This window comes from Pseudoalteromonas sp. ASV78, assembly GCF_047806705.1.
Taxonomy (GTDB): Bacteria; Pseudomonadota; Gammaproteobacteria; order Enterobacterales; family Alteromonadaceae; genus Pseudoalteromonas; species Pseudoalteromonas prydzensis_A.
In genome coordinates, this window is sequence record NZ_JBLOPA010000002.1 from 660567 (window position 1) to 676580 (window position 16014).

The 16014-nt window shown below is 39.3% G+C and carries 11 protein-coding genes; 2 read left to right on the plus strand and 9 right to left on the minus strand.

Annotated elements, in window-relative coordinates:
- Position 1 precedes the first annotated feature (1 nt).
- From cas3f to ACMVDV_RS20995, 8 genes are all read right to left on the minus strand, one after another.
- Entirely contained in the window at positions 2-3379 is a 3378-nt protein-coding gene (gene cas3f, locus ACMVDV_RS20960) for a type I-F CRISPR-associated helicase Cas3f (protein ID WP_416159518.1), read from the minus strand.
- 51 nt (positions 3380-3430) lie between these two features.
- Complete coding sequence (gene cas1f, locus ACMVDV_RS20965) at positions 3431-4399, minus strand: type I-F CRISPR-associated endonuclease Cas1f (RefSeq protein WP_416159519.1); 969 nt, start codon at positions 4397-4399, stop codon at positions 3431-3433.
- 100 nt (positions 4400-4499) lie between these two features.
- Positions 4500-5345 carry a WYL domain-containing protein gene (locus tag ACMVDV_RS20970; RefSeq protein WP_416159520.1) on the minus strand — a complete coding sequence of 282 codons (846 nt, stop codon included), beginning with the start codon at positions 5343-5345 and terminating at the stop codon, positions 4500-4502.
- Between the two features lie 102 nt (positions 5346-5447).
- A complete protein-coding gene (locus ACMVDV_RS20975; protein WP_416159521.1) occupies positions 5448-6665 on the minus strand; it encodes a J domain-containing protein in 1218 nt (405 codons plus the stop codon).
- A gap of 80 nt (positions 6666-6745) precedes the next feature.
- A complete protein-coding gene (locus ACMVDV_RS20980; RefSeq protein WP_416159522.1) occupies positions 6746-7621 on the minus strand; it encodes an SMP-30/gluconolactonase/LRE family protein in 876 nt (291 codons plus the stop codon).
- 53 nt (positions 7622-7674) lie between these two features.
- A complete protein-coding gene (locus ACMVDV_RS20985; RefSeq protein WP_304185350.1) occupies positions 7675-8382 on the minus strand; it encodes a sulfite exporter TauE/SafE family protein in 708 nt (235 codons plus the stop codon).
- 97 nt (positions 8383-8479) lie between these two features.
- Positions 8480-9259: an SDR family NAD(P)-dependent oxidoreductase gene (locus ACMVDV_RS20990; RefSeq protein WP_304185351.1), complete on the minus strand. Its 780-nt coding sequence runs from the start codon at positions 9257-9259 to the stop codon at positions 8480-8482.
- Positions 9260-9300: 41 nt separating this feature from the next.
- Positions 9301-10032 (minus strand): FadR/GntR family transcriptional regulator, encoded by a 732-nt coding sequence (locus ACMVDV_RS20995; protein WP_304185352.1) that lies wholly within the window; start codon positions 10030-10032, stop codon positions 9301-9303.
- A gap of 232 nt (positions 10033-10264) precedes the next feature.
- Here ACMVDV_RS20995 and ACMVDV_RS21000 point away from each other — a divergent pair, with 232 nt between their 5' ends.
- The gene (locus ACMVDV_RS21000) at positions 10265-11893 is read left to right on the plus strand and encodes a sodium:solute symporter (RefSeq protein ID WP_192541350.1); all 1629 of its coding nucleotides are present in this window, start codon (positions 10265-10267) and stop codon (positions 11891-11893) included.
- Positions 11894-12042: 149 nt separating this feature from the next.
- Here the strand turns inward: ACMVDV_RS21000 and ACMVDV_RS21005 are convergent, their stop codons facing one another.
- Positions 12043-13632: an alpha/beta fold hydrolase gene (locus tag ACMVDV_RS21005; RefSeq protein ID WP_416159523.1), complete on the minus strand. Its 1590-nt coding sequence runs from the start codon at positions 13630-13632 to the stop codon at positions 12043-12045.
- Positions 13633-14050: 418 nt separating this feature from the next.
- On the opposite strand from ACMVDV_RS21005, the gene ACMVDV_RS21010 reads away from it, so the two are divergent.
- A complete protein-coding gene (locus ACMVDV_RS21010; protein WP_416159524.1) occupies positions 14051-16003 on the plus strand; it encodes a hypothetical protein in 1953 nt (650 codons plus the stop codon).
- Positions 16004-16014 lie beyond the last annotated feature (11 nt).

Genomic DNA, 16014 nt, shown 5'->3' on the forward strand with positions numbered 1-16014 from the left:
GTTAACCTCCTTTTTTATTCACTCTAATCAACCCAAACTGGTCGTTATATTCGTATTGTGCGTTTTCACGTTCTACCATATTTATTTCTCCGTAACGTAATGACACCCGCTTAGGTGTAGCTAACCACGGTTCACTTAGGTACTTGGTTAACAAGCTTTGATAATTACGTTCAAACCATAAATTTTGTCGCTGCTGTTCTGTTAATTCTATTTTCTTGATGTTTTGTATCGTTTCTCGATTGATTACTTGATCATTAATATCAACTAAAGGCTTACCTTTTTCGTCTTTTTCAGTGAAATAGCATTCGTCTTCATTTTCGTTGTAAAACAAGAATAAATTAATGCTAGGCTCACTTTTTCTAAAAGGGATTAACACTTGTGGCAAAGCCGTTAAGTACCATGTTTCGGTTAAGTAACCTTGTAGGGTGTTTACGCCAAATGCAGAAAAGTTTGTTAATTGTGCTGCCGTTACTTGATGCTCTATAAACGCTAATAACTGTTTATCTGCTTGTGTAGGTACTTTTATTCTAGGAATAGCATTTAAGCTTTCGTTAATACGTGTTTCATTCACTAATTTATTGAGGTCATGGCTGTGTAGGGTTTTATCCCAACCGTCTTCATAACCCGGTTTAATGAAATATTTGCCACCTTGCTTATCATTAGTTTTAAATGCCTTGAGGTTATATTGCATTACGCCAATATTAGCCAACTCAACTACCTCTGCTCTGTGACGTCTTACACGCCCAGCTAATTGCACAATTGAGCGATAAGATGAGGGTTCAATAACTGCCCAGTCAAAGTCATGATCTCGCCCTACTTCTTCAACAGGTGTGGCGACTAAAATAAACAGCATATTATTAATATGACTATTATTTTTAGCGCATGAGTCGAGATGATTACGGATCACTGGGTTGGAAAATGCTTGTTGTGGTACACCAGCTTTTTCTTTGCGTTTTAATACGTCATCTAAGTGTTTCTCTTGTTCATGTCGTAGCAACAGAACTTGTTGGCTATGATATGCCATTACTTTTACTTGAGTATTTTGTGGATAATCTGCTTGTAATAAATATTTAGTTAATGCAACACAGGGAGAAATATTGGCAACACGTATTACACCAAATGACACATTAATGGCTGTTTTAACGTCAACACTGTGGTGATGTTGATGTTTAACTAATGCAGCTTGTTTAATCGTTGAAAAGTAATGTATTTGTTTACTTTCTTCAGCTTCATTTTTTGGCGTTGAGGCTTCTATCGAAAGTAAAGGGCAAGGCACAATGTCAGCTTTACGTTTAGCGACTTGTTTATTTAGGTTGTTAACACGTTTGTCTATAAAGTTGCTGTGATTAGCTTGATATTGTTCAAGGGCGCTATTACTTTGTGTTACGTTCACGCTATAAACGTGTGTGGTAAATTCATCTATCCATGCGCAGCCTATTTCAGCTTTTGCTTCGTCTCGACTTTTGGTGAAAATTTGCCAGCCTTTTTTGTAAGTATTAAAATAACCTACCGCTAAATCGGGCGGGATAGTTGCTGATGAAATCATCACTTTCCTACCTAACATACCCGCTAAATGAATTAATCTGCCAATTGCGATTAAATCATCACCGGTAAAATCATCTATTTCATCAATAACAAGGTCAGACGACATTAACCGTAAACTAGGCAAGATATAGCGCCCACCTCGTTTGGTTTCTGTTGCCGCCATTAAGTGATCAATGGTGCACGCCAACACTGGTGCATATAAAAACTGTTTATCTTTAGTGCACGTTAATACGGTACTTAGCCCTTCTTCGGGTATTTCACAATCATAATCTATAAATTCATCTAATAAGGCTTCTTGCGACTCTGAGCCTAGTACCTCGTCAGTGATTTCATCTTGTTTAATTTCTCGTTGATTATGCAGCTCTGCAACCGCTCTTGAGCCTATTAATATAGCTAGGTTTTTTTTCGCCTCTTCATCGGATTTAAAAATTCTATCGCGGTATTCATCGCCTGTTTGCAAAGTTAATGTTCTTAAACCGAGAGCAAGAATATAACGTAAGCTTTTTCCGTCAGCCGATAACACACGCATTACTTTAGCATTGGCAAAGGTTTTACCACAGCCAGTGCTTGCCATATTAACCGCGAAAAAACCTGTTACTTTTTTGTCTTGCTGTGTTTTCCATTCAGTAATTTTGGTAACGGCTTTATCTTGCCATTTAAATGCTGTGGGACTTGCTTTTCTTAGTACTTGAATGTCAGTTGCAACCGGTGGTTCTTTTTCAAATGCAGGCAATAAATGTGCGGTATTAAGCGCATTTTTTGCGACACCGACTAAGTGTTCATCAAGTTTTTGCTTTAGCTCACTGGTATCTCGATCCGTATTAGCGAATAGCCCTGTGTTATCTTGCCAGTTTTTGGCGGCATCTTGTGATGAATAATAGTAATCACCTAACATCAAACACAAGCGCGCATGATGTAGCACCAAACGATAGCTACCATCTTGCATAGCAGCTTCAAGCAAAGGTAAATTATTTATTAGGCTAGTTGCCCAACGCTTTACTTGTTTTCGCCATTCTTTCGATTCAGATAACAAGCCATTTTGAAATTCAAAACAATATTTAACACGTTTATTGTATTCTGCAGGATCTTGTGTGTTTTCATATCCCCATTCTTGGGTTATGCGTTTAAGCATAGCGGACAAATCAGGTGCCTTTTCATCACGCCAGTCACTTTTTATATAGGGTAAACGATGGTGAGATACAATTAACCAAGCCAGTAATTTAGCACCATTAGGTAGCTTATCTAATGGTGTTTGATTTTGTGTTTTAACGCTTTGCTTTAATTCACTTTCATTTACACCATTGCCTATCAGGTCACTTAACCATGTCTCATCCGATTTATTGTTTACCAATGCATTGAGTAATAAAACAGAAATCCACTCATGCCTTAACGGATCACCTTTAAATTTATTTTTGCTATCAGGATTTAACTTCTCTTGAAATAAACAAGACGCTTTTCCCCAATCATGGAACAATGCTGAAAGTGCAGTAAGTGACTTAATTAAGGGTAAGTATTTCCAGTCATTTTCTATTTCACTGTTTAACAAATTTCTTCTCGTACAATTAACAGGCACTACTCCCTCACAATTAAATTTACTCTTATTGCCCACCACCCACAAAAACTGGCTACGTGAACGGCTTCTGATCCAATGACAACTTACGGCGGTGCTTTTGCTGGCGGTTTGACGGAGCATTTTTTTAACGGTTAATAGGCCGTCTTCGGTGATCAGGGTTTGCCAGGTGTTGTCGCCTATGCGGTTGGCAAAGGCATCGAGTACGCGGCGGGTTTTCTTTAAGGCATTTTTTTCACATTGCGATATAAAAGTGACCATCATGGCATTATGCCTTCTGCACTTTGACGCGCTAAAGCACGACCTACAATAAGGTTAAGCATGTTCATCAACTCCCAACTCATCTGCCAGAGCGATGCTTTTTACCGTATCAAACATAAAATCGAGTGCTTTATGATCGGTAAAGGCTTGTAGTATTTGTTGGCGAAATTCTTGCTCGGTGGCGTTTTCTTTGGCGCAAATAAATGCCCAAGGTAGTACTAATGCGTCTTTTATTAAGTCGGCAATGTCAAACACTAAAGCCCCGCGTCTGGTTTTTCCGTGCATAACGGCAAAACCATTAGGTATGCCTAACACCCACAAACAACTCGCGGCAAGACCATAAGCTAAGTAGTTGCCATGATTTAAAAAGTCATTGGCTAAGTCGGTACTTTGATGTTGTCGGGTAAAGTTTTCAGTATTCGTGCTATTTGCAGCAAATTTATAAAGCGCTTTGGTTAGTTGTGCTTCAGTGAGTAGTAAGTCGGATTGTTTTCTTGCGGCATCTGTTCGGGTATGGAATGTATCTAACGCGTTTTGTATCCGCTCATTATTAAAGTCAAACCCTTCGTTTTTTAAGTCTCGATCTTTTTGCCACACTTTTTGTAAAAAGTTGATACGCGCTTGCTGAAACGTTTTTGCCGCTGCTAAACGCTTTTCATCATCAAACCAAAATTGCATCCAACCTTGTAAATATTCGGTAGGTCTGTATTCACTTTGTGGTGTCATCCATTCAATTTCACATCCCATATAAAGTGGCGTTGCTCCTCCGCCACTAAACCCAACTAATACACCTGCTTGGGCTAACATTCGCATAGCGGCTTGGGTTATTGATGTGCCATTTCCTAATAGAATAACGGTAGTATTGGCGATAGGAATATTAAAATAAAGATTCTCTTTACTACTTTCAGTCAAGTAAAGCACGCGGCCATCTTTTTGCATTACCCGGCAATATTCCAAATAATAAATATTCGCTCGCTTTGAATGTAAAATTGCCTTTAAATCTGATGGGCTAAAGTTTTCCATGCCAATTCCTATTTTTTGAGTTTACTCACTTTAAGACTGCATAAACATTTCAACAACACTGTACATTTATCACCTGCTGATCTTTTACGCATGTTTTAAATCACCATGCCATATAGGGTTTTAGTGCCTCTAAACATTCTGGGCTTAAAATAATTTGCTGGGCTTCGGGTTTGGCTTGGTAGCTGTCTAGGTGTAATTGCTTTAACAAGTAGAGTAATAATGCGGCGCGTACGTTTATTGTACGTTGGTAACGGCCATTTGGCTGCTTGGTCATTTGATGATCGAGGGCGATAATATGGGCTCGCTCTGGGGTTAAACGAGGATCAGGTTCAATAACAACGTCTAATTGTGTTTGCCATAATGTGTCGTGACTTTGGTCATATTCGGCATTACCTTCAAATTCATATTCGCCATTAAAACGGGTGAGTACAAAGTCTCTAAAATCACGGTTCTTTTCACAATAGGCGCGTACATGCCAGCGCATACCATCAAACACTAGATTATGCGGGCTGATGATCCTAGCTTCAAAGTCAGGGCTCGACACCGATGCGTAACCTACATCCACTCTTAATTGGCTATTAAGTGCTTGTAATACACCCCGTACTTTTTTAGGGGCAATATCAGCAAGTGGTGAATTGAGCCAAGTGAACTGCTGCAAACTGACCGTATCTTCACTTTGCTTGGCGATTTTTAAGTACGCACTTAGGTCTAACTCATTTAAGCAAGGGTTAAAATATTCAGTCGCTTGATAACCTTTAAGCGAACTATTGTAGCGTAAGAAATCGGGGTGAAACCTAACGTAATCTTGAATGATGTTAGAAGCACTTGAACGACTAATAGCAAAATGTTTTTGCAAGTGGTTGGTCGTTAACCGCCCTTCCCAATGTACGATTAGTTCAATAAAGTGAAAACGACGTTGGCAAATATAATCGAATTGTGGGGTCATGCATTCCCTGCACTATTATTTTTATTGTTGTTAACATAAGTTATCAGAAAAACTATTGTTTACAAGCAGAATTCCTTTTCTGCGTGAATGGTTTGTTTTAGATCAAAAATTAAACATACTTTCGAGCGCGGCTTGAAAAGATGCTGGCATATGGCGTTTGTCTAAAATCCGATCGTTTAGCTCTTCTTTGAGTAATTTTACGGTTGTGCAATAGCCTAAGCGCTCTGCAATTTCATCACATTCATTATTTAAAGCTGCTATATGATTTGCAAAGTTTTCTTTGATCTGTGCTTTACTACGGCCGTTAAACTTGCGCCATACCAGTGTATGTTCATCGTTGCCTTGTTTTTGCCTGCGATGAAGCGCATTTAACTCAGCTATTTTATTTTGTAGTAACGGTACTAGGTTTGCTTTGGTTTCTTCGTCAAAGTCTACATCGTCGTCAAAATGCGTTATATAAAGCTGCAATAAGGTAAAGCCGTCTTTTGCTTTGCGTGCTTCGCCGAGTTGTTGCATTAACTGGTGTTTTTCAGCTTTTTTTGCTGGATCTGGCTCTTTATCGGGGTGCAATTTTGACGCTAAACGTTTATACATTTTGTTTAATTGCGAACTCTTAAAGAGTTTTTCTAATTTTGAGTTTGTCTTTTGTTGTTTAATTTCATCACGATCAAAATGTTCATATTGGTCAAAAAAGTCTTCCCAATCTTCATCATCATCGCTATACGCATCGCCGGCATTAAACGCTTCATCAGTGCTGTTTGGCTCATGCTCTGCGTTATCACCCAAGCCTTGTTCATCTAAGTGTTGATAAAGCAGTTTAGGATCAAGCGTAATTTCCTTTAATTGTTCATCGGTTAATTCTAAACTAGGAAAATCTTGCTGTAGCATGGCCCTGAACATATTCAACTCAGATGCGGGAATGTCGTTTACCGCGGCTTGGTTATGCTTATCCAGCTGTGAGCGAAATGTATGTGATATTGCAGCTATATCTAAGTCACCTGTAAACGGGTGATTTGATAGATAATCTAAATCTGCATTTATCCAATCCACCAGTTCACTTCGCTGCTCAACAGTTAAGCTCTTACGTGGAATAAATTGACTTAAATGAATAACTTGCTGTGCAATCATCTGTGCTTGATACTGCTCATGCGGCTCTACTTGTTCTTTGAACTGAGTAAATAAACCTTGCTTTTTAGTATCAAAATTAGCGTTGCGCTTAGTGTGTTTTTCTATACGTTGCCATAATAGTTCTAACTCAGAGCTTGGCTTTGCTGTGGTTGATTGTTTTACATTTTGTAAAAAAGTAGTGTTTGCTTTCATAGCGGCTCATTTATGCAAATATATACTGGCATACTAACATTTTATCCTGGCACTAAAAAAGACGCCTTGACTGATTGTGCTCACAGCTGCGCGGGCGTTTCTGCTATTCCTTGTATATCGGCTTGTAAAATAAATACAGCGCCGCTGTAGGGATATTGTGTTAGTACCTCAGGTTCAAGACCAATGCGGGCGGAGGTAACGGCGATGGTTGTTAGGTCATCGCCAAAAAAAGTGAGGCTGGTGATCCTAGGTGCGGGGAGCCGATAAAAATGCACAATAGTGCCATTTTCACAAAAACGATAAAGGCCATGACCATTCCATGACGCGACCCATAAGTGATTGTCGTTATCGACTGTCATGCCATCGGGAAAACCCATTGTTTGGTCAAATTTTACGAATACGCGTTTGTTGCTGAGTTCACCTTGGGCATTTAAATCAAATTGATAAATAGTCTGAGTTGAGGATTCTGTTGAATAAAGTGTGCGACCATCTTTACTAATTGCAGGGCCATTACTGATCACATAATTGCTATCAACTTTTTGCAAGCTTTTACCATTGCCAAGTCGATACAATGAACCCAAGTTTTGTTGCTCAAGCTTATCCATAGTGCCAAAAAACAAATTGCCGTTGCGATCAGTTTTAGCGTCATTTAAACGATTGCCTTCGGGCTCATTTAGTTGGCAATACAGCGATGTTCTTTGCAGGGTGTTGCTGTCGAGGTAATAAATGGCATTTTCAAACCCAGCGATAAGCTGTTGATCGTGGCTTTCCATCAGCCAACAGATAGACTCTGGCATTTGCACAGTGTGTAATGTTTGCTGTGTGCAATCAAAGCGATACAGAACTTTGCTTAAAATATCAACCCAAAACAAGCAGTTAAAAGTACGACTGAAATAAGGGCCTTCGCCAAGTAAGCATTGGCAAGGGATGATCATTTTTATTGCGCTAATTGCCATAAACACCTAATTTAAAGCTAACCTAATTTAAAACCAGATTGGAGGCTAACATATTAACGGTGAATAAAAATAAGCGCTAGGCCTGAAAAACTCGCGACCAAAATAATTAATCTGCGAGTGGCTTTTTCGTTGATGCTATTATTAACAAAGTACGACGCTCCCCAACCAATTAATATTGCAGGTAAGCATTTTAAAAATAACACAATATCCTTCATATCAGCGGAGCCTGTTACTAATAAAGCAATAATGCCAAATAGATTGATAAACACGAAAAAGATACTCAGGTTGGCTTTAATTTTGTCTTTATTTTGTGCTTGATAGAGTAGTCCCATCGGCGCGCCGCCCGCCGAGGTAGTAGTGCCAATAAAGCCTGATGCAATAGACGCAACAAGATTTGATAGCATAGTTAATTTAGGTGACCAACCCGTTAAAGACAGGCCTACAGCAAGTAATAAACAACTACCTAATAACAACCGATATTGCTCAGAGTCCACATACACCATAACAGCAGCTGCGCTAAGCACGCCTATTGCCCCACCAAAAATAGAATAGCCGGTTTGTTTGATATCGATCGCGCCACGGTGTTTCACGGTTAATAGTGCGGTGATCAACAGGGCATTGAGGATCATCGGCGCGGGCACGAGTTCTGGCATCAACCAGTATAGAATTGGCACGCACAGTAAGCCTAGTCCAAAGCCAATCACGCACTGTAAACATGCTCCTATGATCAATATAAAATAAACGAGTACAATATCGGGCAACGCATTTCTACCTTTTAAGCTGGTTTTGACTAATATACAGCCAATAGTATTCTAATATTATAATATCATTAGTGTTAGGTAAATTTTTTTATTCCTGTTAGGTCCAACCGGCGTCAATAACGAGCGATTGTGCGGTCATCATTTTACTGTCATCGGCAGCTAAAAATAATGCCGCATTGACAATATCATCAGCTTGTAATGTTTCATTGATACATTGATTATGCCTAACATTTTCAATCATTTCTGGTGTTAACCAATGGGTAATTTGCCGTTCAGTCATCACCCAGCCAGGTACTAAGGTGTTAATACGAATATTATCTTTACCATATGTTGCAGCTAATGAGCGTGTTAACCCTTCAATGCCCGCTTTTGCCGTGGTATAAGCAGGCATGCCAGTTTGCTTAATACGCCAACTCACTGAGCCCATATTTATGATGCTACCACCGCCAATGCGCTGCATTTGCGGGGCTACTGCTTGCGCTGAAAAAAAACAAGGACGTAAATTAACCGCTAATTTATCGTCCCAGTATTCAACACTCATACTATCAGCAACATGACGCGTATCGTCAGCAGCATTGTTGATCAACACACTGATCTCACCTTGTGTTTTACCGGTCGTTTCAATGGCTGCTTTTAATTGCTCAATGTCACGAAGATCACAGTAAATATACTGTGGATCAAAGCGATATTGCCCAGCTAATTGCTGGCATAATTGCTCACCTTGCTGTTTGGCAATATCAATAAAAGTCACTTTCGCATGCTGCTCGCAAAAGCGTTTTACCATGACTTCACCAATGCCCGTTGCACCGCCGGTAATAAAAACACTTTTACCAGCGAGACTTGGATAACGTGTTGTGTGTGATGTTGAGACTGGCATGATTTCCTTAAGTATTAAGATAATTCATTAACAAAACATGGTTATTTCGCTGCGTTTTGTGACTCTTTTTCAGCAATTTCTTTTTCAATGAATGACATAGCTTCATCAATCATGTACGTCATCATATTTTTAGCACGCTCAGGCTCACCATTTAAAATTGCTTGGTACACTTTAAAATGTTCATCCGCAATGGCTTTTTTACTGCCCTTGGCCGGTGTAGTATGTTGAATACTGACATTTAATGCGGTACGAATAAAATCACGTAACTGGAAGAAAAAGCGATTACCGCTGGCAAATAATATAGCAGTATGAAAAGACAAATCAGCTTCGTGGATTTCGCCATCAGGTGCATCAGCAGCAGCTTGCATATTTTCAAGCGCAACGGCAATTTCGGCAATCGCCGCTTGGTCACCGCGTCTTGCTGCAAGTGCCGCCGCTTGTGGCTCAATGGCTAAACGTACTTGCAAAAATTCTTTTAATACATACAGTGATGGGCTGCTTTCAAGTAACCATTTTAAAACACTTGTATCATATAAATTCCATGTATTTGCAGGCTCCACACGAATGCCTTGACGTGGTCGTGATGATATAAGTCCCTTTGCTGCAAGCATTTTTACAGCTTCACGAATAGCAGTACGACTAATGCCATACTCTTCACATAATTTTGCTTCAGTAGGTAAACCTGATTCCGCTGTGTAATGGCCATTAATGATGGCTTTACCTAGCTCATTGGTTACCTGTTGTGACAAATTTAAATTTTCAATGCGTGCCATAAACAAACCGTTCCTTTAAAAATACTTATTGTATGATACTACTATAATTTTCCTGCGTCATCTTACAAATCACTTACCAAGATTAATGTAGGGTCATTTTCGTTCATAAAGTTCTTTAACTTATAACAACACTATTTTTAACAAATATCTTTCATTTAACTTATTTGTATTATAATATTTTTATTACACACAAATTTACCGAAGTCGATTTCGGGCTTAAATGGAATCAAAGATGATCGAATTAAGTACACTAGACTGGCTGGTGCTAGCAGGATTTTTTGTCTTGTTGTTAGCTGTTGTCGTCGTCTCAATGAGGCAAAAAGAAGAAGATACTACAGATTATTTTTTAGCGGGTCGTAATGCTAGTTGGTTAGTGATTGGGGCGTCAATATTTGCCTCCAACATTGGCTCTGAGCATTTAGTTGGTTTATCCGGCGCGGGTGCACAATCAGGTATGGCGTTAGCGCACTGGGAAATGCAATCGTGGATAATATTATTACTTGGTTGGGTCTTCGTACCATTTTATTGGAGTAGTAAAGTTTATACCATGCCGGAGTTTTTAGAGCGCCGCTTTAACTCCAAATCGCGTACTTTCTTGTCGGTTATTTCCCTGATCAGTTATGTACTCACTAAGGTCGCGGTTACCGTTTATGCTGGGGGAATTGCCTTTAAAACAATCCTAGGTATCGAGAGCATTTGGGGCATTGATTTTTTCTGGATCTCCGCCATTGCCTTAGTGGTGATCACGGGTATCTACACCGTACTTGGTGGCATGAAAGCGATAATGTGGACATCAGTATTACAAACGCCGGTGCTGATCATCGGCTCTGTGGTTATCTTAGTCGTTGGTTTAGATAAAGTCGGTGGCTGGTCAGAAGTTGAGCGTTTAAATGATGTAAATATGCATTTAATTCGCAGCGCCTCTGATACAGAGTTTCCATGGCCGGGCATCATTTTTGGTTCATTTATTATTGGTTTTTGGTACTGGTGTACCGACCAATATATCGTACAACGGGTACTTTCAGCGAAAGGCATTAAAGAAGCGCGTCGCGGTACTATGTTTGCAGGTTACTTAAAGTTACTGCCTATTTTTATCTTTTTAGTACCAGGGATGATCGCTTACGCATTAAAAGCAAAAGGCATTATTAGCTATGATAGCGCCGATCAGGCATTTCCAACATTAGTTGCCGAGCTGCTCCCTTCTGGTGTTAAAGGCATTGTAATTGGTGGTCTTGTTGCCGCATTAATGAGCTCGTTAGCCTCGTTATTTAATTCGTCAGCCACCTTATTTACTATCGATTTTTATAAGAAGTTCAAACCTGAATCAAGCGAAAAGCACTTGTTAAAAGTGGGCCGTTTAGCAACCGTCGCAATTGTTATTTTAGGTTTATTGTGGATACCTATTATGAGCTTGATTGCAGACGTACTGTATGAATATCTGCAAAGCGTGCAATCACTGATTGCCCCTGGTATTGCTGCCGTATTCTTATTAGGTTTATGCAGTAAACGTATCACCCCTGCTGCTGGTTTTGCTGGCTTAGTGTCTGGCTTTGTACTGGGTATGATCCGCTTAGTGTTACTGCCATTTAAAGATAGTTTAGCTGGTTCGCCATTGGCGTGGATCACCGATATGAACTGGTTGTACTACTGTATTTTACTGTTTGTGGTGGTTGTGGTGCTGATGATAGTAGTGAGTATTTTCACTAAACCTGCCAGTGATGAACAGCTCAAAGGCTTAACTTTCTCAAGCCTTGATAAAGCAACATTAAAAGAAGTCGCTGCTGGCTTAGATAAATGGGATTACATTCATACCGCTGGGATCATTGGTATCACTGCGTTTATTTACTACCGTTTCTGGTAAAAATTAATTGTTCCCACGTTTATGGGGGGTGTTATCCCCCCCTTTTTTAATCAAGACTTCTTTGTAATAGATAGTAAGCTGATGCTCACTAAGCCAGATAAGACTCTGAACTAGCAGTATTTTTATTGTTATGCTCTATTATGATTTCGTTAATGTCGCGCAATAAAATCACGAATAGTATCAACAAATACTTTTGATGCTGGCTCTCTACCCAGTAACAAATGACCATCGCTTTCTAAGCCAACAAACTCAGCATTAGGAATAGCAGCGGCAAGATCACGTCCTACACTAATAGGTATACGTTCATCGCCTAAAGAATGCAGTACTAATGTAGGCACCTTTAACTTAGCAAGTTGTTCTCGTACATCGATATCACCAAAAACTGAAAGAAAACGTACCGCATTATCCGCAGATGTTGTCAGGCGTTGAAACTCATTAAACCAAGCAAGTTCATCAACATTCGCACTGGGCATAAAAGTTAAAGAAAATATTTGCCGATAAGATGGATTATTCTGCCCCCAGCCAATCTCTGTTAGTGTCATCACTGCTTCTCTTTCTTTGATCGTCTTCTCTGTTGCATCAATACGCCAACCTGCAGCATACCCTCCAAATAAAATTAAATGTTTAACCCGCTCAGGATGCCTTATCGCATATTCAATGGATACGGCGGCCCCTTGCGATATCCCCAATAGAGAAAACTGCTGATGACCACTAGCTTCAACAACTGATTCGAGATCAGTCACAAAAGATTCGAAGGAAATATCTTTAACATTCCAATCAGATAGCCCGTTACCACGCTCATCATAACGGAAAAAATGATGGCTCTGTGCTAAATCACGAAACAAAGGGCTCCAAATTGGAGAGTTCCAATCATGCTCAAGATGACTTAGCCAATTTGCAGCTTTAATTATCGGCAAACCTTTACCAACAGATGCATAAGCAATGCTCACTCCATCCTTCGCTTTACAAAACTGTACCTTCTGTCGTGCCAATAACTCTCGTACTTCTGATTGATTAATAGCTTTGGGGATTTCATCAGGGTTAGCTTTTAAACTACTGTCTTTCGACCAATTGATACCTGCTCGGTTAAAGCGCTTTTCGAACTCATTTGACAGCTTTTTAACTTCATTAAATTTACCTGATAGCTCTAATTGAGTAATGAGCTGAGTGGCAGCATAGGGATTAAAGGGATCAAGAGTTTGCCAATCTCTAGCGTATTGTAACCTTTTAGAAAATTCCACATCGCCATGGTAACTGAGTTTTTGTAACACTTTGGCACGCAGATTCTGCAGTTGCTGGCGTTCAGCTGTCAACCATTGCTGAAATAGCGCTTGGTTTGGTAAGTCAATCCCCTCTAAAAATTGACTTTGTAATTGGGCTAAAACAGTCTCTAACTCGTTGGCAGATAAATCAGCTTGTTTTACTTTTTCAGTAATAACATGCACATCAATTTCAATATCTACACTTAGTAAATTAACGCGTTCTCTATCTGCTACTAAGCGTTCACATTCCTCGTCATTCACATAAGGTCTAATTTTACTTAACGACCATCGCAAAGCACCTTTAATGTCATCTGGTATTTCCCAAAAAACTTCACATAAACGATCTCTACGGTGCGGCCTTGATGTGAATGCTAGATAAGCAAGCAATGCGCGTGTTCTTTTAGACGTAGGTAATGTTTGTGACTTGCTATCACGCAACACTGTTAATTCCCCTAACATCTTTATTGATAAGACCATAAAACACATCCCTATAGAATTCGATTTTGACTACTGTGTTTTATAACAGTCGTTATTTTCGCACAATATTTACCACTTTATATGTTATGTAAAGCGTACTTTTACTGGTCAGAGATCTAATCTCTGATTTAGGTAGGATAAAAACCATGTTTGAATGGGAATAATTATATCACTGATCACTCATGCCGATTGCTCTTTAACCGTTAGTTTTTTTACAACAGCCTGCTTCTCTTCAAATTAAAAAAAGGTGTAACGTTTAGAGCGTGGTAGCGAAGTATAAAGACCAAACACTATTCAAATACAAGCTTGCTGAGCATATAACAAATACCACGGAAATTACCACGTTAGCTACGACGGGGATTACCACGCAAGGTCGCTATTATTGTTAGATATTTAATTTAATTAGAGAAATGTAACAATGATAATTAACAAACCACTTCGCGCTATTAATATATTAGTGATGCTAGCGGCATTAAGTGCATGTGGTGATAACTCCCCATCAGTCGAAGAGCCCGCTCCTGTTGACTTTGATATCGAAATGTCTAATTTTGCAATGGACTTTGATACCACAAAAACGTTTGCCCTCAATCACCGTATACCTGTTTCGTTCACAATACGAAATACCAGTAAAGATATTACTGATAATACCAATGTTCCGGTTAGCTTTAGTTTTGTAGAAAAAAATCCAGTTGATCCGGCTGCGCCGATTATCTGTAGCTCTAATGCGATTGATGTAGAAGTACTAGGTAACGGCGAACCTACCGTTGTAGATAACGTATTTATTTGGCCTATAAGTGAGTGCCAAACCTTAGCGGCAGAAGGTAAAGAAGTTGAGTTACAAATTGGTTTTTATCGCGATGGCGAAGAAATCAATGGTAATGTTGATGCTAACATGCCCGTTATTACATTACGTGAAGCTGGCGTAGATGTAGAGTATGAATTAACAACTGAATCATCTGTTGGTTTATTGGCTATTACACATGAAGGAGAATCAGCTACCCCAGTGTTATCTGTACAGTCTGGCTTTATTTTTAATGGTGCAGATCCTTATTTTTCTAAAATCAATGATGATGAAATTCCACAAGACTTAGAAGTTGTTGACCCTAGTTCAGGCCTTACTATCAAACAAGAACTAACGTATGGCATGAGTGAAGAACAACTAAAGCAACTTAATCAATTACCATCGTCTGCAACACTCACTTATAAATTAATTCCACAAAACAACCAAGGTGTAGTACTTGATTTAATGATAGGTCAAGAAAATGGCAGTACCGTAGACTCTTATCAATTTAGTGAAATTCAACCAGGTATTGCTGATCAAGTTAATCATGACTTGTATTTAAAGCAAACGGATTTCGATACGCTTTTTACAGGCACACTTGCTAACGAGACCTTTTTCATTTTACGTGGTTGTATTGAAACTAGCTTTGCGCAAGACGGTAATGAAGATGATTTAACTAATGATTGCAAAGACGTTGATATAAATCTAGAACGAGAAAGTAATAACATTTCAGCAGCGAGCCAAGTCGCATTTAAGAAAAATCAAAAACGTAGGCCTGGTAGCTCTCGTATAAGCATTGAATCAGAAATGGATATTGATAACACGCTAAAGCGTAACGGTATTTTAAGTCGAGCCACTGGAGAGATAGTATTAAAGGGTAATATTGGCAGAAGTTTTAATATAAAAATTGCTGAAGCCTTAGCTGAGGCAATCGTTACAAAAGATCAATCATCTTATTTTCATCAAATTAAAGCATTTAACAAAGTGGTTGCCGGGCATAGTGATAATAGTGAACAAGGCAAAAAACACCTGAAAATAAAAAATGAATTCAAACAAGATAAGAGTCAGGAAGTAGCAAGCTTAGGGTTTGGTTTTGGCCCTGTGCGGTTAGGTTTTAAAATTAGTGCCGGTGGCCGCATAGGGCTTGACGTCGATGATGACATGGATTTTTTAAGCGATGTAGTAGAGTGTCAAACTTTACTTGTATCTGAGGAACAAGTCACTACTTGTGGTTATATTCGTCGCACTGTAGCACCTAACTTTAGCTTCACTGGATTGGTATTTGGTGGCTTGAACTTACGTATTGTCAAAGCAGGTGTTAACGCTCAATTACGTTTTCTAGAGCATAGATTTCCATTAACCGGAACGCTAGGTTTTGGCCTTACTAATGATGAACGAGTGCTAGTTCGAGGCAATGTTGAGCTAGACCACACTTTGCAAACAATCAGCGGAAAAATTAAGTTGGTAGGATCAATTAAAGTATTCCGATTCCGTCGTAGCAAGTCCGTTACCCTTGCTAGCTTCTCATCAAGACCCATTACTCAACAACTACTTAGACGCAGCACATCAGGCACACTTGAACTTCTTTAGTGATGATACCG